The organism is Rickettsia endosymbiont of Villa modesta (genome assembly GCF_964026485.1).
Taxonomy (GTDB): domain Bacteria; phylum Pseudomonadota; class Alphaproteobacteria; order Rickettsiales; family Rickettsiaceae; genus Rickettsia; species Rickettsia asembonensis.
The window spans coordinates 390,321-411,432 of sequence record NZ_OZ032157.1 but is presented as its reverse complement, the minus strand read 5'-3'; the positions used below and the strand labels follow the sequence as shown (position 1 = coordinate 411,432).

Genomic DNA, 21,112 nt, shown 5'->3' with positions numbered 1-21,112 from the left:
TATCCATTTAATATCATCAACATTTGTAAATTACGTAATAGCTAAAAACAAACCAAAAAATCAAATAAAGCTTGAGAAAATACTAAAATTAAATGTAAATAACCTTAAAAGGGAAAAAATTAAGTATAACTTTGATTTTTAAATTTGATTAAAAAGATTAACACAAGCAGCAGAATAATAATTATGGATATAACTACTAACGACCTAAACCACGATGACCACCATACCCCTCACGGTTGGAGGCGGTGGCTTTTTTCGACCAATCATAAAGATATCGGCATTATGTATATCATATTTGCCGTTTTTGCCGGAATTGTCGGAGGGTTATTTTCTCTTCTCTTTAGGTTAGAGCTTGCAATGTCCGGCGGCACTTTCTTAAATCATGATTTCCAGCTATATAACGTGCTTATTACCGCACATGCGGTTATTATGGTATTCTTTATGATTATGCCGGCTTTGTTCGGTGGTTTTGGTAACTATTTCGTACCTCTGTTAATAGGGGCACCCGATATGGCATTTCCACGCCTTAACAATATCAGTTTTTGGCTACTAGTTCCTGCTTTTCTCTTACTTATGGGTTCGGCTTTTGTTGACGGCGGACCGGGAACGGGCTGGACGCTCTACCCTCCTTTAAGTAATTTGAGCGGTCACCCGGGGGCAGCCGTTGATATGGCTATTTTCAGCTTACATTTAACCGGTCTATCGTCAATCCTTGGGTCAATTAACTTAATTGTTACTATCTTTAATATGAGAGCTCCGGGCATGGGACTTTTCAAGATGCCGTTATTTGTTTGGTCTATATTAGTTACTGCATTCCTTATAATCTTAGCTATGCCGGTACTTGGCGGAGCTATAACTATGCTGCTTACCGACCGTAACTTTGGAACTAATTTCTTTAAACCGGACGGCGGCGGTGATCCCGTATTATTTCAGCATCTATTTTGGTTTTTCGGTCATCCTGAAGTATATATCGTAATACTTCCGGGCTTTGGTATAGTTAGCCAGGTTATCTCAACTTTTTCACGCAAACCTATATTCGGCTATCAAGGAATGGTCGGAGCTATGGTAATAATCGGATTCGTCGGGTTTATCGTATGGGCTCACCATATGTTTACTGTTGGTCTTTCTTATAATGCACTTATATATTTCACTGCCGGAACAATAATTATAGCAGTTCCGACGGGCATTAAAATATTTAGTTGGATAGCGACTATGTGGGGTGGCTCGATTACATTCCCGACTCCTATGCTATTTTCAATAGGATTTATTATATTATTCACGATTGGCGGCGTAACTGGCATAATCCTATCAAATGCGGCACTTGATAGGGTACTGCACGATACTTACTATGTTGTTGCACATTTCCATTATACGATGTCGCTCGGTGCTTTATTTACGGCATTTGCAGGCTTTTACTACTGGTTCGGCAAAATATCCGGTAAACAATACCCGGAAATTTTAGGCAAAATCCATTTTTGGATTACCTTTATAGGCGTTAATTTAACTTTCTTCCCACAGCATTTCTTAGGGCTCGCAGGTATGCCAAGAAGAATACCTGACTACCCCGAAGCTTTCGCTGGTTGGAATATGGTTTCGTCGATAGGAGCAGGTATCTCTATGTTTGCTGCTCTTTATTTTGTATTTATCGTTTTCTATACTTTAAAATATGGAAAAGATTGTCCAAATAATCCTTGGGGTGACGGTGCTGATACGCTTGAGTGGACACTTACCTCACCGCCACCGTTCCATACTTTTGAAACACCACCACATATTGAGGGGTAATTTGTGATATTATATGTCATTCCTACGGAGATGTTGTTGCATGGATTATTTTCCCTGCTGTCACCCCGTGACTTGATCACGGGGTCCAGCTTAAAATACTAATATTAGTATTTTAAATTGTTTTTCTGGATACTGTGGTCAAGCTACGGTATGACACCGAACACATTTTTTAATCCACGCAAGAATGACATAGCTGAAAGAAAAATAATAAAACGATAACAAAATGAAAAAGAAACCGATAATAGGTATTACACCTGATTTAGCTCAAAATTGTGAAAAATATACTTACGCTGCTTTTCCATGGTACGCCTTGCGAAGAAACTATACCGATGCAATTATTGCAGCCGGTGGTATACCGCTATTATTACCTTATCAAACTGATACAATAAATCAGCTTATGGAACTTGTTGACGGTGTTGTAATTCCAGGCGGTGATGAGGACATACATCCTAAATTTTATGAACCGGAATACGCCGAAGATGTAGTAATTTCTAATGAAGAACGTGATAATTTTGAGATATTAGTTTTAAAGAAAGCATTAGAGAGAGATATTCCGGTTTTAGGAATATGCCGAGGCATGCAGTTATTAAACGTTATTTTTAAGGGCACGCTTATTAAACATATTCCTGATTATATTAGACACCTTTCTGAACTCGCTTATAGGGACGAATTTGTAGGAGACACTTCACCTCGCACCGCAGCGTACAAAAGTGTACGTGAGGATGCGAGTACCGGATTGACGTACAAATTACCCCTAGAAGTAGAGTTCAGAAAGGTGTCTATTGGAACTGTAATTAATCATACACAGCCTCCTCCTAAAAACATAGTTTCGCATGCAATTAATATAGAAGCAAATACTAAACTTGCTAAAATAGCTAATAATCAGCTACAAACTATGGTTAATTCTACTCATCACCAGGCTGCTAAACAACTTGGTAATAATCTTATCGTATCTGCAAAAGCAGAAGACGGCATAATTGAAGCCATTGAATCAACGAAACATAAATTTGTTATCGGCGTTCAATGGCATCCTGAATATCTTAACGATAATGGAGTAGATTTAGAATTATTTAAAGAACTTGTAAAAGCTAGTATAATTTAAACTGTAGAATTTATACCTCACCCATTATTGTAGATTCTTCGTCTTCTACGATAACGCAATTACCTAAATCTTCACTTAACGATTTAGGTATATCTGTATTTTTAATAGTGAAATTATCAAATGATTTAATTGTTAATAATGCTAGATTTTTTAGTGTAATAAAATCATTAATTAAAGCTTTTAGTGCAGGATTATTATAGGAAAATTTTTCTAGATTTTTTAACTCATCATATAAATGATTTTTATCTTTAAAATATTCTATTTTTGGACTAAATTTATTTTCCATTACCTTATTCCTTAATTTTAGTTAATGATTTATGCACATAATAGTTAATAAAAATTAATAATCAAGGATTATTATCATGAATTATGATTTTTAACAATATTTGTTTCATTTTATAAATGTGTTATACTAAGCATAAAATAAATATTTATGGCTTATTTAGAGATATTTGCTGAGTATATCATTGATAAATTAGAGAAAGGTACAGAAGTTCAAATAATATTGCCTAATAATTTCTCATGCCTAGAATTAAAGAAGATTTTAACCGATAAATATAAAATTAAATTACCTATCATTATTCCTTTTAATTCTCTTATTTCAAAAAAAACCGATTCGGATTATGTATCTAAAATAGAAGAACTTCTTATTATATCAAAAATAATTACAGAATATAAAGACTTACAATTTAATAAAAATGAATCATTAAAAGCTGCAGAAATTCTAAGAAAATCATTTAATGATCTTATAATCAATAATATCGATATAAAATTAATTGAAGTCTATCACAATTCTAACTATTGGCAAAAGATTTATAAATTTCTAGAATATTGCTTTTTAAGATGGCAAGAAGAAATATCGTTTACTCAAAAACAAACTAGACCTCTTCAGAAACGAGGATTTAGGGAGGAATTTGAAGGAGACACGGAACGCAGAACCGCAGCGTATATAGACATACGTGAGGATTCGAGTACCGGATCGACGTACAAATTACCCCTAGAAGTAGAGTTTCCGAAGAGGTCTAGTAAAGCAGCTTATAAATTGAAGCTATTACAAGAAGAAATAATAAGAATAAAGAATAGGAATAAGCAAATAATACTTGCCGGAATATTCAAACCTAATGTTTTTTTTAAAAGATTTGAGGAAGACTTAAAGGACTACATAGTGCACTATCACCCTGGCTCAAAGCAGATTAGCAACGATATATCTTATTTAGAACCCGCAAATATTTATGAAGAGGCTAAACAAATAGCTTATATATGTAGCCGTAATAAAGATAAACGAATAGCAATCGTTACGGATAATAATAAGCTTAAAAGAGTATATTGTAATTTTTTAGACAGATACGAAGATCTACTAGGTAATGACTTAAGGCTTACTAATATAGGTGAATTACTAACTTCCATTATTAAAATATTATGTAATAATTTTGATTTAAAACTCCTATTTTTATTACTTAAAAATCCTTTAATTAACTGCTCTGCCGTACAAAAGTTAGAGATGATACTATCTAACAAAAACCGTTTTATACCCTCGCCTAAATATTTATTGCAATTACAATTTGTTAACGAGGATACAAAAGAATATTGCCGTAACTTAATAGATATTTTATTTACCGATAACCCGCATAATATATTAGATATTCTGACCTTAACTAAAGAAATAGCTGAAAAACTTTTGCCTACTATTTGGGAAAAAGAAGGAGGAGCAGAACTAGTTGAGTTTTTAACAAATTTAACTGCATATAGCAAATATATAAATTCAACGGATACAAAGGATTTTCCTAAAATTTTTTCTTTTTTACTATCTAATATCAAATATTATAAAAATACTGACTCTGCCAATATTATTATGGCACCACCGGAAGATTTAGCATTATGTGCATTCGACTTAATTATATTACCGCATTTTAATAGTGAAAACTGGACACCTACCACTAAATCTCACCCATGGCTTAGCAAGAAAGCTTTGCAGATACTACATATAGATTACAATGAAACCGCCTCTACTCTATATTCAGATTACTTCAATTTATTTCTACAAAATAAACAAGTAATTATACTAAACGCTAAAAAATATGATGGTAAGTTGTCAGTGCCGAGTAATTTATTTTTGAAATTACAGGATGTCATTCCTGCGGAAGCAGGAATCCACCTAGATATGGATTTCCGCCTACGTGGGAATAACATAAGGAAGGATGACATAGGGGACGAGTCCACAGCACATAGCCTCTCTTTCCCAAGCATCTTATCAGTAACCGACATAGAAACATTAATAAGAAACCCATACGGGTTTTATGCTAAGAAAATCCTTGGACTACGTAAAAAAGATAATATATGGGAAGAGCCTAAAATATCGGATTTCGGTAATTTTATTCATAAAGTTTTAGAGGAATATTCTAAAAATTACGACAAACAATTTATTAATTTAAATTTGCTTGATAAACAAAATGCTTTAATAAATATCGGTAATCATATTTTATATGGCACTATTTTACCAAACTACACAAAAAAAACTTGGCAAATAAAACTCATGGCTTTCAGCAAAGCTTTTATTTTATTTGATATAGAACGCCGAAAAAACTGCAAAGAAATCTATTTTGAAACTAAAGGGGAATTACGACTAAATATTGCAGGTCAAGATATAAAAATAATCGGTATAGCTGATCGAATTGAAATAAGTAAATCAAATAATATAACTATACTGGATTATAAAACCGGTACTATCCCAACTAAAAAAGAAATAGCACTAGGACTCTCTCCACAACTTATTATAGAAAGTTTAATGTTACTAGAAAACGGATTCCTGGAATGTCGTTCTCTGTCCCTTTTATGTCATTCCCAGCCTCTTTTATGTCATTCCCGCGAAAGCGGGAATCCAATCACCATTGCCTATGTAAAAATAACCAGTACCGAACCTTATGTGCAAACAACAGAAATAGCTTTAAGTATCGAGACTTTAAATAAACATAAAGCAGGATTAATAAAATTACTTGAATATTACATTACAAATAAGTCTTTTTCTTATGATTTGAATTTATCAAAATATAGTGATTATTTGCATTTGAGTCGATGTCACCCCGTGACTTGATCACGGGGTCCAGTTAAAAATACTAATAATATTAGTATTTTTAGTTGTTTTTTGGATACCGTGGTCAAGCCACAGTATGACACCGAGCGGGTTTTTTGATTAATTTACAATGAATCTTACAATCCCATCACTAACTTAAATCCTTTATTCTTCCCCATGATAATCTTACTATTCGTATTATAAATAATCGGATCATTAATTTTTTCATGACCGAATCTATTTGTTTTAAATACCGGAATATTTAAATTATCTGCAAAATTACGAAGCACTAACATTGTGGCGTCAAGATCTTTACCGAATGAACCGAACATTATAGCCTTAACATCCTCAAGTAACCCTGCTTGCTTTAAGTGTAAAAGCTCACGATCTAATCTAAAAGGAGCTACATTCACATCTTCTAAAAAAAGAATTTTGCCTTTAGTCTTTATTTGCCAACTCGTTCCTATACTAGTCTGCACCATAGTTAAGTTACCGCCTGTTAGTTTACCGTTAACAAGATCACTTGATTTTGCTATATCGTTAAGCGGACTCAAATTATCTATAGTAACCTGCTTTACCTTACCTTTTAATATTTCAGCAAGCTTGGTAAAATTACTTTGTTCTTTATCAGGTTTTAATAAATCAGCTATATTACTGCCGTGAATAGTTTTCCATCCCCATTCTTGTGATAGAAAAAGATGTAACGCCGTTATATCGCTATATCCTATAAAGAATTTCTCTTTACTTGGTTTTGATAGCTTTAGTAAATCGGGAATTATTCTAGCAGAACCGTAACCGCCTCGTAAACTCCATACTACATTATCAGACTCATCAAATAATGTATCCCGCAGGCAATTAAATCTTACTTCATCGCTACTTGCAAGAAAGGGTAGCTTACCTTTAGCAAAACACTTAGAAGGAATTTGTAAATTTAATCCATTAATATTTTTTAAATCCGATAAGGTCTTATTATCACCACCTGTTGCCGGAGCAACAACAGTAATAGGAATATTTTTTAGGTTAGTAGCAGCAGAAAAAGCTGATATTGAAAAGAATAATATTATTAGTAAAGATAAGTTTTTAAGAATCATGAATATAATTGATCGGTTATATGAACAGGTAAACCTACTCTGTCATGCCGTGGTTTATCCACGGTATGACAGAGGAAAGCAATTATGCTAAATACGAATATTCACCACCCGTAATATTAACTTCTTCATTTCTTAATTGTACAAGGCTAAAGTCAGTGTAATTATTGAACTCCTCACTAATACCTAATGTTTCAGATATAGCACTTACTACGCTTAACTCTTTAGAATCATTATATAAATCGTAAGCTAATTTTAATGCTATTTCTTTTTTCACAAGCTGATTGGTTTCAGGAGTTAACTTCCTTAAATAAAAATCTAAATCTTGTGGGTTATATATTGCATCTATAATTTTCTTAACTTCAATTTTTTTACCATTATTAAGCGTTACTTTAGATTCTAGTAATTGTGATATAACCTCTATATCATCATCGGAATCTTCATCTGACGTGTTACCTTTAAAGTCACTAGAATTTATACTCTCTGATGAAGCCTGAGAGGTTGTAGCTTTATTTGAATCATCGCTTATTCTAAGATTTTCCATTTTAGTCCATGGCTGCTCAGCTGAATCACAACCACTATCAGCTAGATATTTGTTACTTTCCTCTCTAGGTGGTACAAAAGCATTATCAATAAATTCTTTAACTATCCATTTATTGTTAAATTTATTAAAAGCACTTTCTATAAACTCTTCTAAATTATTAGAACCTAACTCTAAGAGTTTTTGCTTAAGTTCTAGAGGGATATGACTTTTTGTATCTAGCCATGTTTGCATTCCTGATAATATTTCTGATATTACCTTATTAGTGTCTTGTGTCGGTACAGTAATATTATGCTTCTTAATATTAACATCAAGTGCATTTTTGGTACTAGAATCCAATTTAGATACTAAGTTTTCATACTGGGCTGGGTTATTTTTAGCTTCTTTTAAAGTTCTTACTATTTTCTTAAATATTTGTACTATTTCTGAATGACTACTCGTAGTGCTTGTCATCCAATCCCATTTAAAATATTCAAACCCGCCGGTAGCATGATTTGGAACTTCAACATGTGCAGATTTATGGTCATATCTAATGCCGATTACATCAAGATCTTTTTTATATTTCTTTACTTGAGTATCGGTATCATTACGCTGTTTCTTAAAGTGTTGCTCTAATTTTTTCATACTCTCCTCCTTAATTCATATTGTTAATTAGTTTCCATGTCATACTTATATATTACTATATGTCAAAATAAAACACTAATAAAAATTAACTTTTTACTATATCACAAGCATGTAAGTCACGCTTAAAGTACAAGTTACTATTCTTATTTAAGATTACCCTATAAATCTGAACATTTTCAAGTACTCTTTGAACGTAATCTCTTGTTTCTCGATAAGGTATAAGTTCTATCCAGTCAATAACTTTTCTTGTATCTTTTATATCCCTTGGATCACCAAACCTATCTATCCATTTTACTACGTTATGACTTCCGGCATTATAAGAAGCAATGGATAGAATATAAGAACCTTTATGATCATCTAATAATTTTTTGAAATGATGCGAACCAAGTTTAATATTATATACCGGATTCCTAGTTAAATCTGCTACATTACATTTCATATTTATAGATTTTGCGGTATCATAAGCAGTACCCTTAATAAGTTGCATCAGCCCCATGGCGTTTGCATAACTCACGGCCCTATGGTCAAAGACCGATTCTTGTCTAATTATTCCATAAGTTAAATGAGGTGGGATAGGCAAACCTCCTAGATTATAAGGCGTTGGAAAAGCACAATCCGGAATAAAAGCGTTATTTTGGGCAGCAATTTTTGCTACCTCAACCATATGGTTAGTATTATTATTTGCTTTAATAATATTCGCAATTATTTGAATTTCTGCAGGATTTTTAGTGTTTTTAATCGCTGCTTTGGAATATATCATGGCTAAATTATTCTTATTATATTTAACCAGTAACCTTATTGCTTTAATAATTTCTTTATTTTCTATAGTTTTCCTTTCTTCAGAAGTTATTACGGGAATAGGAGGTAAAACTAATTTTGTCCTATTTAATTCAATATTTGCTACCTGCCCATAAAAGGTAAAAGAATATTTGGCCGCCTGCTCGTAAAATTTTCTAGCTGTTTGCTTATCGCCTTTTGCTTCATAAGTACGACCTAGCCAATAAAATCCACGTGCCAAACTAATCGGGGTTTTAACAACTTTGATAAACTTATTAAAATGTACTAATGCTCGATCAGGCTTTTTTAAAAAGCTTAAAGAAAGCCAGCCCGCAAGCCACTCCTGCTCCCTTATAGTTTCAGGACAAGTAGCAAAAGGAAGCGTTGCCATTCTATAGCTATTAGCAAAATCTTTGTAATCGATGAATTCACGAGCATAATAGGATTGAATACGACACCATTTAGCAAAATGTTTACGGTTATTTTTAGCTTTCTTAAACAAAGTAATAACTTCCTTTGTCGGCTTTTGCATTTTTTTAAAATCTAAATAACGATATAATAAACCAGAACTATAGTATTTTTCAGGAACACTTTTAAAAAGCTTTTCAGCATTTGGCGATTTACCTATAATCGCAATTTGGACTTTAAAAGAATTACGGTAACCTTGATCTACATATTTTAGTGACTGCTCAGCAGATCTAATATCATTTTTCCATAAATGTTCTTCTATTCGTTCTAAATGATCATTTGCAGTTAAATATTTATGCCACTTATTGTAATATACATTTTCTTCTTCAGGAGTGAAATTGGCATATACCCAAGCCTCTTTAATAATAGGTAGTAATATCTTCTGATCTTTGATTAAACTACTTGCAGCTGCCGCATAAAATTTATAACCTTTGCCGGTAAGAGGAGGATGTTTACTAAACCAATCAAAAATTACTTTTTTATTTGTATTATTATTTAGATATTCTTCCACTCTTTCTTCAAGCAGCTTGTTTTGAGGCCAATCCGGGTTATTGCGTAAAAATCTTATTACATGTTCAAAACTATTATCTGAATATTTATTATCTAAATATTTCTGAGAAAGTACAATTTTTGTTAAAACTTTACTATTTACCTCTAGAGCTAAATCTTCAGCTTGTGACCAATTTTTTTGATCGATATAGGTAAAAACTTGCTTAACATTATCTACAGCATCAGAATTTACCCCAGTTGTCATCCCGTAGCTTGACCACGGAATCCAGTTCAAAGCTAATAAAAATATAGAAGTTAATAATTTTATTGTGATTTTCATAAGTTTTATGATTTGTTGCAGTTGTCATCCCGTGGCTTGACCACGGGATCCAGTACCTTTATGTCATCCCGCGACTTGATCGCGGGATCCAGTTAAAAATACTAATAATTATTAGTATTTTTATTGTTTTTTGGATACCGTGGTCAAGCCACGGGATGACACCGAACGGATTTTCCGATCCACACAACAATGCCCCACAGGATGACAACTGTCAAACACCCGTAGAACCGAAGCTGCCGCTACCACGCATCGTTTCCGTAAGGCTACTACTTTCTTCCCATAATATGCGTTCGTACTTAGAAATTATCATCTGAGCAATTCGCATCCCTTTCTCTATAACGAAATCTTCTTTACCGAGATTAATAAGAATCACCTTTATTTCGCCTCTATAATCTGCATCAATAGTACCTGGGGAATTAGCAACCGTAATACCGTGTTTAACGGCAAGACCCGAACGAGGTCTTATCTGTGCTTCAAATGAGTCAGGTAATGCTATAGCGATGCCGGTTGGAATTAGCTGTATTTCACCTGCTTTTATTGTTATAGGTTGCTCATTTGCGGCTATTAAATCCATCCCCGCACTATGCTCTGTAGCATATTCCGGCAAACTACCTGAAAAATTTTCTAATTTCTTAATTTTAACTTGCGTTATAGTCATACTACCTTATATCAAATTTATCGTTAATAATTTTATTTTCTACTGCATCAATTAAAGAATTAGCCAGATTATCGGTTAATATCTTACTTCCCATGCCAAGTTTCTTTTTAAGCCAAGGCTGTTTAGCACACAGATATTGAAACTTAATATTATCGCCGAATTTTTCTTTCATTACGCTATACATATCACCTATGCCGTCAATTAAGCCGTAATCAAGAGCCGTTTGTCCTGCCCAAAATTCACCGTTAAATAAAATCTCGTCTTGCTGTGTTAACTTCCCTATTCTTCTTGTTTTTACATATTCTACAAAATGCTCGTAAACCTGCTTTTGCAAATCTTTGATAATTTTAAGGTCCTCTTTATTAATAGGTTTAAAAGGATCTAAAATTGCTTTATTTTTTCCTTCCGTATAAACTCTACGCTCTATTCCAAGTTTATTAATCGCTTCATGGAATCCGAATCCGCTTGACACTACTCCGATACTACCTATAACCGAACTATAAGAAGCATATATCCGGTCACCGCTGCAAGCAAGCCAATATCCGCCTGAAGCCGCCATATCTTCAATAAAACTATAAATTTTTATTTTATTTTCTTTAGCAAGGTCACGAATACGTTTCGCAATAAGTTCAGATTGTACCGGAGAACCGCCGGGAGAATTAATAATTAAACATAATGCTTTTAATTTCTTTATTTTAAAAGCTTTTTCTATTAGTTCATTTAATGATTCTAAAGTAAGTCCCGATTGCATAGTACTTACTTTACCGATAACACCGCTAAGGCGTAAAACGGCGATCACTTCTTTAGAATCACCAAAAACCGAAGCAAATAATTGATCTAATTTACTTATCTGCCGTTTGGTTATTATCTGATCAAATTCTGCATTCGCCATAGTTGATTTATTTACTTCATTCATTATTCTGCTCGTTTTTAATTATATCCTTTTTTATTGGCGGCAAAGGCTTAGCCGGTTTATTCAGAGATTGCTCATTATAACTATTTTTAGGTTCAGGATAATTTCCGGGAATGGCAGATAAAATAGTATCTCTAACTTTTTCGTCATACCAATTTGTATTGCCGACAAAGCTAGTTACTATTTTGCCGTTTGGGTCTATTAATATACTAGTCGGTAAACTAACAACCCCTAAGGCTTTAAATAATTCATTTCTATAATCATGATAAATCGGCAAATATCTTATTTGATAACTTTTAAAATATTCTTTAACAACTTTTATGTCTTGATAATCTTCTGAAATTGGAATTACTGCAAAAGGTAATTTCCTAAAATCTTTTTGTAACATATCAAGGTCAGGCATTTCTTTGACACAAGGAGCACTCCAAGTAGCCCAAAACACTAACAATATAGTCTTTCCTTCAAACTGATCAAGAGAATATTGATTTTTTTCTTCATCAAAAAAAATTATATTATCAGGTACGCTTGAACCTCTTAAAAATTCTAATTTATCCTGATGCTTAGCATAAATTTTAGGAATAGGGGTTATTATAGATAATAAAAACACTATAATATATATAAGATATTTATTATAATTTCTTAAGGTCATATAATAATTTATAGTAATGAAAACATTTTATTTATTCGTATTAGCACTTACATTATGTAGTTGTGGTATAAAAAAACCTTTAGAAGCACCGCAGAAAGAGGCAATATTGTTATCCCGTGGCTTGACCACGGGATCTAAAAAAATTAAAAAAGACTGGATCCCGCGGTCAAGCCGCGGGATGACAAAAGTCTTCTAATACCTCTTCAGTGTCGTACCTTGTAATACTAAGTCAAAACAATAAGACGGCATATTTTCTTGCGGTTCGATCAATATCGGATTTACTTCACCGCACTCATTATCACACATATTTTTATCAGATAAATCTAAGCGTGTTTCAAGAGTAGTAAGACTGGGATGCTCTATTCTTATGTTTGCACTTCTCAAATAACGAGAAGATTTATAAGGCAACATGCTAATAAAGTAATATTCTCCTTTATTATTAGTAGTAGCAATACCGGAACCGGTAAAGCTTGAATCGCTTTTACTTGTAAATCTTCTTTTATCAACTCTAGTTTTTAAAGGTTCATAAGAGTATTTACCTCCGCTTCCTACTTGCCATAAATAAACTTTAGCATCTGCAACCGGCACACAATTTTGATCTAATATTTTTCCTTTAATTAATATCCTTTCACCGTAAAATTTTGATAATCTTCCTGTTTTACGTAATAAATTATTAGTAGTCTCAAAAACTTTCGGTTCATAATCATTAAATACATTTCTAGTAATTTTACAACGATTAAGCTTATTAGGGTAGCTTTTAGAAGCAGCAAATATGTTTAATGTCCATAAACATAAAAAACAAAATATAAATTTTTTCACTTTTCACCACTATATTTATAAAATTCTGCATCTAAATTTAAATCAATTATTTTTATTAATCAAATTATTTTTATTCTCATTTGATTATTAAGTAATTGATTGTTATAGTAAACTTTGTTGTACTAAAACATATACTCCTGATAAATGACAGAGTGGTTGGAAAAGAGCAAGGAGTATATAAGGCAAGGAGCGGAACGTAGATAAACTACGTGAACTTATAATCCGACATACAGCTTATTTCAGAAAATTCTCTTGTATTGAGCTTTCTGAAATAGCTGCAGCCAATTTTTCAAATTAAACGAGTATATATGCAAAAATTTTTATCTTTAATAATTGTAATCCTGATACTTTACAATATAGTAAAGTTAAAAATATCTCCCGACAACAATAATTCTACAACTATAGAGCAAACGGCTTCAAATAATTCATCTAACGGTGAAAACCAAACTAGTATAAATAATGAACCCCCTATTTCATTAAACGGTAATTTATTTGAACGTACGGTTTCAAAAATCGTAATAAATGCTCTTAAAACCGAAGAAGGGAAAGCATTTTTTGAAAATATTTTACAACCGTTAAATGGACCTATCAATCCTAATGATTACACTATTGAAGTACGTAAGGATTTAGTAAAAACACTGTTCAAAATTAATACGCTCGGTAGCGGTAATCTCGGTCCCGCTTCTTGCGGACATGTAGTTACCGTATTTTATCAAATATCAGATATGAACAATACTTTAATATCTGAAGATACTAAAACTTTTACTTTAGGCTCTGCTCCTGTAATGCTTGGCTTAGATAATGTAATAATCGGTATGATGGTAGGAGAAGCACGAGAAGCTATTATTCCGGCAAAATACGCCGTTAATAATAGTAATAATATTATCTTCGATGATGCTTATAATTATAAAATTAATGTAATTTTAAAATCCATATTACCGCAAAATTTTGTCAAAAATAATGAAGTAAAAATTTATGATGATGAGATAGCTTATCGTGTTCCTTTATTATGTGGTGAAAAAGTAAGCTTTAACGCTAAAATTACTCGCTTATCAAACGGTAAAATATTATATGATTCTAAAGAAAAAGGACAACAAATAGATATGAAAATCGGTGATATTACATATCCTTTAATTTTTTCTTACGCCTTGCAAGGTAAAGTAACGGTTGGAACACGCAGTGTTATTGCCGAAGGCAAAACATTTAAAGCTTTAGGTTCTAACATAAATAAAATTATTTCTCATGAATCATTACCGATAAATGAATATCTTTTGCTTGAACTAGGAGACTTTAAACAAAATTAAATAAATATGAAACAAAATAAAATTCAAAGACAAAAAAATTATATTCTATTATCTATCCTTGTCATAATGATAATAATTGTATATCTTATAGCATTAATAAAAATTGCAGGATAAATTTTGTAATTATTAAAAATTTAAAACTCAAATTAAATGAGTATATAAGAATCTTACTTTAAACTTTAATTAAGCTAGGAGTTTAGTATGGAAATTATTAAAAAAAACAAAAATATTATTGTACTAGTAGGTTTGATATTTTTAGCAGTAATTATTTATATCTCTACAAATAAGAGTTCCGATAATAAAACAAATGATAATATATTAGAAGTAAAGATAACTATAAAAGATCATAAATTTGTTCCGAATATAGTTGAAGTACCAAAATCTACTAAGATAAGGTTAATTGTTCATAATGAAGATGATACAGTAGAAGAGTTTGAAAGTCATGATTTACATCGTGAAAAAATAGTTATGCCGAATGAGTCAATAACTATTATACTGGCACCGCTTAAACCCGGAAAATATGAAATTTTTGGGGATTTTCATCAAGATACGGCTCAGGGTATTATAATTGTTAATGATTAGATAAAAAATATGTTTAAAATTGCTTTAGTAGTGTTTCGTGAATGTTTAGAAATATCCTTATTACTTGGTGTAATACTCGCCGTAACAAAACAAATAGAAAAATCTCGTCTTTATATTATTGCCGGAGTAATGCTTGGAGTAGTATTTGCTTCGATTTTTGCATTTTTTACCCGTAAATTATCTTTATCTTTTGGCGGAATAGGCGACGAGCTATTCGATTCCGGAATTATGATACTAATAACAATTCTGATTAGCTGGACAATAATATGGATGCAAGGTTACGGTATAAAAGTAAAGCAACATATAAACGACTTATCAGTAAAAATTCATGAAGGTAACGCCAGTTATTTCATGTTGGTTTTTTTAGTTGCCACTACCATATTACGAGAAGGTGCAGAAATTATTATTTTAGTATATAGTATATCTTCAGTTGAAACAATATCAAGCAGTATTTACTTGCAAGGAGTGATAATAGGTGCTACAAGTGGCTTCTTACTTGGTTTAGTAATATATTTCGGTTTAATTAAGATTGCTAATCAAAAATATATTTTTAAAATCTCTACTGTATTATTAATGCTAATAGCAGGCGGATTTGCAGCAAGTGCTGCAGGTATTTTAACCTCTTCCAGTCTAGTTATGTTTTTATCCGATCAACTTTGGGATAGTTCATGGTTAGTAGCAGATAGAAGTATGATAGGTAAAATCTTAAATATTGTTACCGGTTATATTGCAAGACCTAACGGGCTACAAGTACTTGCCTATTTTACTACTATATTACTGATAAATATTTTCATACAAATAAAATTAAGATATTCCAAAAATAACTTAATATCAGTACAAAAAAATGAATCAAATTAATTTGATCAAAGAGAACAATTAAATTAAATATGTTAAAACTTTTATCAGAAATTGGTCCGGTAATAGCATTTTTTGCAGGCTTTTTTTATGGAGGCGGTATACAAAACGCTACTATTTATATGCTTATTACCTCTGTTATTTGTATTACCCTTTGTTATGTTATCGATAAGAAAGTATCCAAGCTTTCTATTATTTCTACGACTGTTTTATTAGTTTCGGGAAGCATTACTTTAATTAGCGGCGATTCAATGTATATAAAAATCAAACCTACTATATTATATGTTATTTTTGGAATAATATTTCTCATGAGCGGTATAAGAAAAAATCCTTTTATCAAATATGCTTTAGAGAGTATAGTACGTCTTAAAGAAGAAAGCTGGATAACTTTAAGCTATAGAACAGCGGCTTTTTTCTTTTTTATGGCTGTAGTTAATGAAATAGTTTGGCGTAATTTCTCAGATGGAACATGGGTAAAATTCAAAGTATTCGGTGTAATACCTATTACTTTTATATTTATTTTACTGCAATTACCTCTTTTATTAAAGAATAAATTACCGGATAGTAAGATATAATACCTTACTATTTTTACTCTATATCATTACCGCGTGGCATTATTGCGTAGACCGGTAAAACCTACTGTGTCATCTAGTTCGCTTGCTAACTAGGTCCATAAAAACAATAAAAAATACTAATAATTTTAGTATTTTTAACTGGATCCCGTGGTCAAGCCACGGGGATCAGAGGTAAAACTGATCCACGCAACAACACCCGCTCGCAATGACGACTCGGTATGTACGCAACAAGGTCCGGTACTATAGGGAATGACATAAACAAACCGTTAATTCTTAAACAAATACAATCTTTTAAAAATCGTAGGGTACTATTATTATGATGTTACGAGTTCTAATTTTTATAGCTCTTTCTTTTAGTCTATCTGCTTGTTTACCTGCTATTTTTACTGCAGCAATCACTACCGGAATTGTTGCTTCAAAAGATCAACCAATGTCTGAAACATTAAATGATTCAAGGATTTCTGCCGGTATTAAAGCTGATTTAGTAAAAAATAATTTTAGAGATTTAGGAGCTAAAATAAAGGTTGAAGTATCACAAGGAAGAGTATTATTAACAGGAAATATTCAAAAAGAATCTGATGCGTTAAAAGCCGTAGAAATTGCTTGGAATCAAAAAGGCGTAAAAGAAGTTATTAATGAGTTGAAAGTAAATAAAAATAGTAATCATTTTGACTTAGCCCAATATACTAAAGATAGTATGATAACCACACAAATTAAAGCTAAAAACTTAGTCAGAAAAGACATTAAATTTGCTAATTATACTATTCTAACTATAGATAATATTGTTTATTTATTTGGAGTTGCAAGATCAGAAGAAGAGCTAGAAAAGCTTACTTCTATTGCATCAAAAATAAAAGGTGTTGAAAAAGTTGTGTGTTACGCTAAAATAATGGATAATTTTAATAAGCATGATAATGATACGACGCCATAAACTTATTGTATTAATTTTTTTATTGATTTTTTGTCTAAGCGGTTGTAATACCTCAAAAAGATTACCTTATTCCCATAAATATTCTTACAAAGAATTATCAAAGGATGATCCTCATAATCTAACTTATAAAGGACATTATAAAGTTGGAAAAAATTATAAAATAAAAGGAAAGACTTACAAACCTCACAGTCCTAAATCTTTTACCGAAACAGGTTATGCTTCATGGTACGGGGGACGTAAAGACGGTTTTCACGGTAAAAAAACAGCTAACGGTGATAGCTTTAATAGAAATTTATTAACTGCCGCACATAAAACTCTCCCGCTTCCTTGCTTAGTTAAAGTTACCAACAAAGCCAATAATAAATCAGTAATTTTAATGGTTAATGATAGAGGTCCTTTTAAGAAAAATCGTATAATAGATGTTTCTCAAAAAGCAGCCGAAATTTTAGCATTTAAAAATCAAGGTATAACTAAAGTAAAAATAGAATATTTACCTAATGAAACTGAGAAATTTCTAAAAAATATTAATCTAAAAAAACCACAAAGTAAAACTTTAGCTAAAAACTCTAAAAAATCTTCATCTACTAAAGTTACAAGAAACGCTAAATGTAGTGTTAATTGTCATATAAAACTTGTAAATCTAAAATATAAGCTGGCAGTGAATCCTTAGGTAAGTCAATAGACTTCTTGCATAACTTGCTTCTAAGGGCAATTTGTACGTCGATCCGGTACTCGAATCCTCGCGTACCAAGTGTACGCTGCGGTTCGAGGTGAAGTGTCTCCTTCAAATTTCTCCTTATTAGCTACGTTATGCAAGAAGTCTAATATTGATACCGCTTTTATGTCATTCCCGCGTAGGCGGGAATCCAGTAACCTCATTGTCATCCCATAGCTTGACCATGGGATCTTGTGCCACAAATTGTATCCTAGGATCCCGCGATTAAGTCGCGGGATGACATATACAAGAACTGGATTTCCGCCTCCGCGGGAATGACATAAAACGATCCACGCGGGCAATGCCTCTCGCAATGACGATACATATCAACTACGTATATTCTTTTTCTTTATTATTTTTGATTTAGCTTTTGTAGTAGATTTATTATTAGAGGCAAGTTTGATTGAAGGTTTAGAGACTATAGGCTTAATATTAAAATGCTGATCTAGTAGCCCCATCATTTTTTGATCACGAGATGCGGCACTTTTGCCGCCTGTAACAACGGCAATCAATGATTTACCGTTCCTAGAAGCAGTAGTTACTAAATTATAACCTGCCGGTGTATGAAAACCTGTTTTCATACCTTCTGCACCTTGATAATTTTTAGTAACCCTATTATGTCCGTTTACTATGTTTCCACGGAATACAAAGCTGGTTTTAGCAAATAAAGGATAATATTTAGGATAATCTCTCTTTAAGGCCATAGCAAGTTTAGCCATATCTCTTGCGGTAGTTTGCTGCAATGGGTCATGCCAACCTGAAGCATTTTTAAAATAGGTATTCTTCATACCGAGCTGTTTAGCTTTAACATTCATTAAATGAGCAAAAGCTTTTTCGGAACCTTTCATATTCTCAGCGACCGTTACAGCAGCATCATTAGCCGACTTAATAATTAGTGCATTAATTGCTTCTCTGACCGTTATAGTTTCTCCTGTTTTTAAATCAATTCTAGTAGGAGGCATCTTTGCTGCTTTTGCTGATACAAGTAATTTTTTATCTAAAGGCAACTTACCTGCTTCAATTGCTTCAAACATTAAATATAAGGTCATGAGTTTGGTTAAAGAAGCAGGATAAACTCGAATTTGTGAATTATGAGCCTGCAGCACTTTACCGCTTTTTGCATCAATTACTAAACTAGTTTGAACAGGAGGTTTAGGGATATTTTTTACAGCTTTCTTCGCTTCGCTTATGGGAGCAAAGAAAAATGTTGCAATAAAAATATAAGGTAATAAAAATTTACTAAACATTTTAAATAAATAAAATATTATTCAAATTAAATCAAGTGGGATTTTGCGTCATTGCTCAAAAATCGGCTCGATGTCATTCCAGCAACGGCGGGAATCCAGGATAAAGCGAGATAAATCGAGCTTTTAGTTTTAAAAGTATACTGTATTTATACTTTTTTTACTGGATTCCCGCCTACGCGGGAATGACATAAAAAGCCGGAAATGACGTTAAAAACAAATACTTACTACACATTAACCTTTTTATTAAGATACATTAATATAAACAAAGCAGGCAAGGCTAAAATTATAGTAAAGATGAAAAAATCGTCCCAACCCATCATATTTACAAGTTTTCCGGCATAAATAGTGACAGTATTGTTACATAAACTACTGCTACTGCTAAGTAAAGCATATTGTGTTGCCGAATATTTTTTATTACATAAATTACCTATATAGCCGACTAAAGCAGTAGCTCCCATAGCAGCAGCAAAATTCTCTATAGTAATAGCAATTAATAAAGCTTCAAAAGAAGGAGGTTGGTGATTAAGCCAAATAAATGCAAAATGTGTTAGACTTTGAGCAATACCGGTAATAATCAAACCTTTAAAATTCCCTACCCTATACATTACAATACCACCGGCAAAGCCTCCGACTAAGGTCGCAATCAACCCGTAAAGTTTAGCAATTATTGCTATTTCGCCTTTTGTATAACCAAGCTCTATATAAAACGGTGAAGCAACCGCTCCAAGCATAGCATCGCCTAATTTAAAAAATATTACTGCAAGTAAAATAGTTACGGCAAATTCTCTTTTGAAAAAATCCTTGAAAGGATTAATTACTGTAGAAATCCATGAAGTAATAGAAGTAATATTAATTTTTTCTCTTACTAATTCTTTTTCTTTTACGGTTATTATAAATATCGTTGCAACAGCAAATATTATAGCTATAACAAAGAAAGTTAGTTGCCAATTATTTCCGGTTATTTCTGCAAGGTACAAAGCACCTGCACCGGTAATTAGCATACCGATTCGATAACCCAGTACGGCAATTGCACTAGCTATGCTTTGAGTTTCCTGATCAAACTTATCAATACGCAACGCATCAACAGCAATATCGAACGTGCTGGATAAAAAGCCTAATGCTATAGTCAAAAAATATAAAGAAGTTAAAGAAACCTTAGGATTTTCCCTGCTTATAACAATTAATACTAAAGCCATTAAAGAGCTACATAATATAAGCCAGCTTTTACGATGTCCCCACTTACTTAAAAAAGGTATTTTAAAACTATCGACTAACGGCGACCAAAATACTTTTAATGAATATGATAATCTTGCAACCGCAAAAGTAGTAATAACAGCGATATCTATTCCGGATTCTTTTAACCATACCGAAAGAGTAGAAAAAATTATAACCAGCGGCATACCGCTAACTATTCCTAAAATAAATATTTCAAATAATCTATAGTCTTTAAAAATCTTGGTAATGAGCATTGTGGTATTCCTTGAGTTGAGGTCATTCCTGCGTGGCATTGTTGCATGAATCGAAAAACGCATTCGGTGTCACCCCGTGGTCAAGCCACGGGATGACAGAGGCGGAATTGATCC

The 21,112-nt window shown here is 32.4% G+C and carries 21 protein-coding genes and 1 pseudogene; 10 read left to right on the top strand and 12 right to left on the bottom strand.

Annotated features, from left to right (window positions below; translation table 11 throughout):
- Nucleotides 1-183: 183 nt before the first annotated feature.
- Together ctaD and AC5584_RS02230 are read left to right on the top strand one after the other, a co-directional pair.
- Nucleotides 184-1,782 (top strand): cytochrome c oxidase subunit I, encoded by a 1,599-nt coding sequence (gene ctaD / locus AC5584_RS02235; protein WP_499216703.1) that lies wholly within the window; start codon nucleotides 184-186, stop codon nucleotides 1,780-1,782.
- A 223-nt stretch (nucleotides 1,783-2,005) separates the two neighbouring features.
- On the top strand, nucleotides 2,006-2,884 hold the full coding sequence (locus tag AC5584_RS02230) for a gamma-glutamyl-gamma-aminobutyrate hydrolase family protein (protein ID WP_499216702.1): 879 nt from the start codon (nucleotides 2,006-2,008) through the stop codon (nucleotides 2,882-2,884).
- A gap of 10 nt (nucleotides 2,885-2,894) precedes the next feature.
- Here AC5584_RS02230 and AC5584_RS02225 read toward each other — a convergent pair whose 3' ends face one another.
- On the bottom strand, nucleotides 2,895-3,170 hold the full coding sequence (locus AC5584_RS02225; RefSeq protein ID WP_499216701.1) for a hypothetical protein: 276 nt from the start codon (nucleotides 3,168-3,170) through the stop codon (nucleotides 2,895-2,897).
- Between the two features lie 147 nt (nucleotides 3,171-3,317).
- On the opposite strand from AC5584_RS02225, the gene AC5584_RS02220 reads away from it, so the two are divergent.
- On the top strand, nucleotides 3,318-5,975 hold the full coding sequence (locus AC5584_RS02220; protein WP_499216700.1) for a palindromic element RPE1 domain-containing protein: 2,658 nt from the start codon (nucleotides 3,318-3,320) through the stop codon (nucleotides 5,973-5,975).
- Between the two features lie 116 nt (nucleotides 5,976-6,091).
- Here the strand turns inward: AC5584_RS02220 and AC5584_RS02215 are convergent, their stop codons facing one another.
- The 7 genes from AC5584_RS02215 to AC5584_RS02185 form a co-directional block, all read right to left on the bottom strand.
- The gene (locus AC5584_RS02215; RefSeq protein ID WP_499216699.1) at nucleotides 6,092-7,045 is read right to left on the bottom strand and encodes an LD-carboxypeptidase; all 954 of its coding nucleotides are present in this window, start codon (nucleotides 7,043-7,045) and stop codon (nucleotides 6,092-6,094) included.
- A gap of 82 nt (nucleotides 7,046-7,127) precedes the next feature.
- Nucleotides 7,128-8,207 (bottom strand): SrfF family effector protein, encoded by a 1,080-nt coding sequence (gene srfF, locus AC5584_RS02210; RefSeq protein WP_499216698.1) that lies wholly within the window; start codon nucleotides 8,205-8,207, stop codon nucleotides 7,128-7,130.
- A gap of 85 nt (nucleotides 8,208-8,292) precedes the next feature.
- Entirely contained in the window at nucleotides 8,293-10,281 is a 1,989-nt protein-coding gene (locus AC5584_RS02205) for a lytic transglycosylase domain-containing protein (RefSeq protein ID WP_499216697.1), read from the bottom strand.
- Nucleotides 10,282-10,339: 58 nt separating this feature from the next.
- Nucleotides 10,340-10,471: a hypothetical protein gene (locus tag AC5584_RS02200; RefSeq protein ID WP_410526535.1), complete on the bottom strand. Its 132-nt coding sequence runs from the start codon at nucleotides 10,469-10,471 to the stop codon at nucleotides 10,340-10,342.
- 21 nt (nucleotides 10,472-10,492) lie between these two features.
- Nucleotides 10,493-10,939, bottom strand: a complete 447-nt coding sequence (gene dut / locus AC5584_RS02195) for a dUTP diphosphatase (protein ID WP_499216696.1) — start codon at nucleotides 10,937-10,939, stop codon at nucleotides 10,493-10,495.
- Between the two features lies 1 nt (nucleotide 10,940).
- Entirely contained in the window at nucleotides 10,941-11,855 is a 915-nt protein-coding gene (locus tag AC5584_RS02190; protein WP_499216695.1) for a S49 family peptidase, read from the bottom strand.
- A complete protein-coding gene (locus tag AC5584_RS02185) occupies nucleotides 11,848-12,501 on the bottom strand; it encodes a TlpA disulfide reductase family protein (protein WP_499216694.1) in 654 nt (217 codons plus the stop codon). Before AC5584_RS02185 ends, AC5584_RS02190 begins: the two co-directional genes overlap by 8 nt.
- Nucleotides 12,502-12,517: 16 nt before the next feature.
- On the opposite strand from AC5584_RS02185, the gene AC5584_RS02180 reads away from it, so the two are divergent.
- Complete coding sequence (locus AC5584_RS02180; RefSeq protein ID WP_499216693.1) at nucleotides 12,518-12,697, top strand: hypothetical protein; 180 nt, start codon at nucleotides 12,518-12,520, stop codon at nucleotides 12,695-12,697.
- On the opposite strand, the gene AC5584_RS02175 is transcribed toward AC5584_RS02180, so the two are convergent.
- Nucleotides 12,694-13,320 (bottom strand): dioxygenase family protein, encoded by a 627-nt coding sequence (locus AC5584_RS02175; protein ID WP_499216692.1) that lies wholly within the window; start codon nucleotides 13,318-13,320, stop codon nucleotides 12,694-12,696. The two genes, AC5584_RS02180 and AC5584_RS02175, sit on opposite strands and share 4 nt — an antisense overlap.
- Nucleotides 13,321-13,628: 308 nt before the next feature.
- Between AC5584_RS02175 and AC5584_RS02170 the strand changes: the two genes are divergently transcribed.
- The 6 genes from AC5584_RS02170 to AC5584_RS02145 all read left to right on the top strand — a co-directional run bounded on the left by AC5584_RS02170 (nucleotide 13,629) and on the right by AC5584_RS02145 (nucleotide 18,237).
- Nucleotides 13,629-14,624, top strand: coding sequence for an FKBP-type peptidyl-prolyl cis-trans isomerase (locus tag AC5584_RS02170; protein ID WP_499216691.1), 996 nt, complete (start codon nucleotides 13,629-13,631; stop codon nucleotides 14,622-14,624).
- A 201-nt stretch (nucleotides 14,625-14,825) separates the two neighbouring features.
- Complete coding sequence (locus AC5584_RS02165; RefSeq protein WP_499216690.1) at nucleotides 14,826-15,206, top strand: cupredoxin domain-containing protein; 381 nt, start codon at nucleotides 14,826-14,828, stop codon at nucleotides 15,204-15,206.
- Nucleotides 15,207-15,215: 9 nt separating this feature from the next.
- A complete protein-coding gene (locus AC5584_RS02160; protein ID WP_499216689.1) occupies nucleotides 15,216-16,064 on the top strand; it encodes an FTR1 family protein in 849 nt (282 codons plus the stop codon).
- 29 nt (nucleotides 16,065-16,093) lie between these two features.
- Entirely contained in the window at nucleotides 16,094-16,636 is a 543-nt protein-coding gene (locus AC5584_RS02155) for a septation protein A (RefSeq protein ID WP_499216688.1), read from the top strand.
- Between the two features lie 316 nt (nucleotides 16,637-16,952).
- Entirely contained in the window at nucleotides 16,953-17,567 is a 615-nt protein-coding gene (locus AC5584_RS02150; protein WP_499216687.1) for a BON domain-containing protein, read from the top strand.
- Between the two features lie 22 nt (nucleotides 17,568-17,589).
- Entirely contained in the window at nucleotides 17,590-18,237 is a 648-nt protein-coding gene (locus tag AC5584_RS02145; RefSeq protein ID WP_499216686.1) for a septal ring lytic transglycosylase RlpA family protein, read from the top strand.
- 6 nt (nucleotides 18,238-18,243) lie between these two features.
- On the opposite strand, the pseudogene AC5584_RS02140 reads toward AC5584_RS02145, so the two are convergent.
- The 3 genes and pseudogenes from AC5584_RS02140 to AC5584_RS02130 all read right to left on the bottom strand — a co-directional run.
- Nucleotides 18,244-18,452: pseudogene (locus tag AC5584_RS02140) on the bottom strand (palindromic element RPE1 domain-containing protein); the annotation flags it as partial.
- Nucleotides 18,453-18,608: 156 nt separating this feature from the next.
- Nucleotides 18,609-19,529: a D-alanyl-D-alanine carboxypeptidase family protein gene (locus tag AC5584_RS02135; RefSeq protein WP_499216685.1), complete on the bottom strand. Its 921-nt coding sequence runs from the start codon at nucleotides 19,527-19,529 to the stop codon at nucleotides 18,609-18,611.
- 224 nt (nucleotides 19,530-19,753) lie between these two features.
- Nucleotides 19,754-20,998: an AmpG family muropeptide MFS transporter gene (locus AC5584_RS02130; protein WP_499216684.1), complete on the bottom strand. Its 1,245-nt coding sequence runs from the start codon at nucleotides 20,996-20,998 to the stop codon at nucleotides 19,754-19,756.
- Between the last annotated feature and the right edge of the window lie 114 nt (nucleotides 20,999-21,112).

What these genes read in the sequence shown, in the direction of transcription:
- AC5584_RS02215 (WP_499216699.1), bottom strand. Translation starts at nt 7,045, where the DNA reads ATGATTCTTAAAAACTTATCTTTACTAATAATATTATTCTTTTCAATA.
- AC5584_RS02220 (WP_499216700.1), top strand. Translation starts at nt 3,318, where the DNA reads ATGGCTTATTTAGAGATATTTGCTGAGTATATCATTGATAAATTAGAG.
- AC5584_RS02160 (WP_499216689.1), top strand. Translation starts at nt 15,216, where the DNA reads ATGTTTAAAATTGCTTTAGTAGTGTTTCGTGAATGTTTAGAAATATCC.
- AC5584_RS02185 (WP_499216694.1), bottom strand. Translation starts at nt 12,501, where the DNA reads ATGACCTTAAGAAATTATAATAAATATCTTATATATATTATAGTGTTT.
- AC5584_RS02190 (WP_499216695.1), bottom strand. Translation starts at nt 11,855, where the DNA reads ATGAATGAAGTAAATAAATCAACTATGGCGAATGCAGAATTTGATCAG.
- AC5584_RS02205 (WP_499216697.1), bottom strand. Translation starts at nt 10,281, where the DNA reads ATGAAAATCACAATAAAATTATTAACTTCTATATTTTTATTAGCTTTG.
- AC5584_RS02165 (WP_499216690.1), top strand. Translation starts at nt 14,826, where the DNA reads ATGGAAATTATTAAAAAAAACAAAAATATTATTGTACTAGTAGGTTTG.
- AC5584_RS02180 (WP_499216693.1), top strand. Translation starts at nt 12,518, where the DNA reads ATGAAAACATTTTATTTATTCGTATTAGCACTTACATTATGTAGTTGT.
- AC5584_RS02225 (WP_499216701.1), bottom strand. Translation starts at nt 3,170, where the DNA reads ATGGAAAATAAATTTAGTCCAAAAATAGAATATTTTAAAGATAAAAAT.
- AC5584_RS02230 (WP_499216702.1), top strand. Translation starts at nt 2,006, where the DNA reads ATGAAAAAGAAACCGATAATAGGTATTACACCTGATTTAGCTCAAAAT.
- ctaD (WP_499216703.1), top strand. Translation starts at nt 184, where the DNA reads ATGGATATAACTACTAACGACCTAAACCACGATGACCACCATACCCCT.
- srfF (WP_499216698.1), bottom strand. Translation starts at nt 8,207, where the DNA reads ATGAAAAAATTAGAGCAACACTTTAAGAAACAGCGTAATGATACCGAT.
- dut (WP_499216696.1), bottom strand. Translation starts at nt 10,939, where the DNA reads ATGACTATAACGCAAGTTAAAATTAAGAAATTAGAAAATTTTTCAGGT.
- AC5584_RS02155 (WP_499216688.1), top strand. Translation starts at nt 16,094, where the DNA reads ATGTTAAAACTTTTATCAGAAATTGGTCCGGTAATAGCATTTTTTGCA.
- AC5584_RS02135 (WP_499216685.1), bottom strand. Translation starts at nt 19,529, where the DNA reads ATGTTTAGTAAATTTTTATTACCTTATATTTTTATTGCAACATTTTTC.
- AC5584_RS02170 (WP_499216691.1), top strand. Translation starts at nt 13,629, where the DNA reads ATGCAAAAATTTTTATCTTTAATAATTGTAATCCTGATACTTTACAAT.
- AC5584_RS02130 (WP_499216684.1), bottom strand. Translation starts at nt 20,998, where the DNA reads ATGCTCATTACCAAGATTTTTAAAGACTATAGATTATTTGAAATATTT.
- AC5584_RS02150 (WP_499216687.1), top strand. Translation starts at nt 16,953, where the DNA reads ATGATGTTACGAGTTCTAATTTTTATAGCTCTTTCTTTTAGTCTATCT.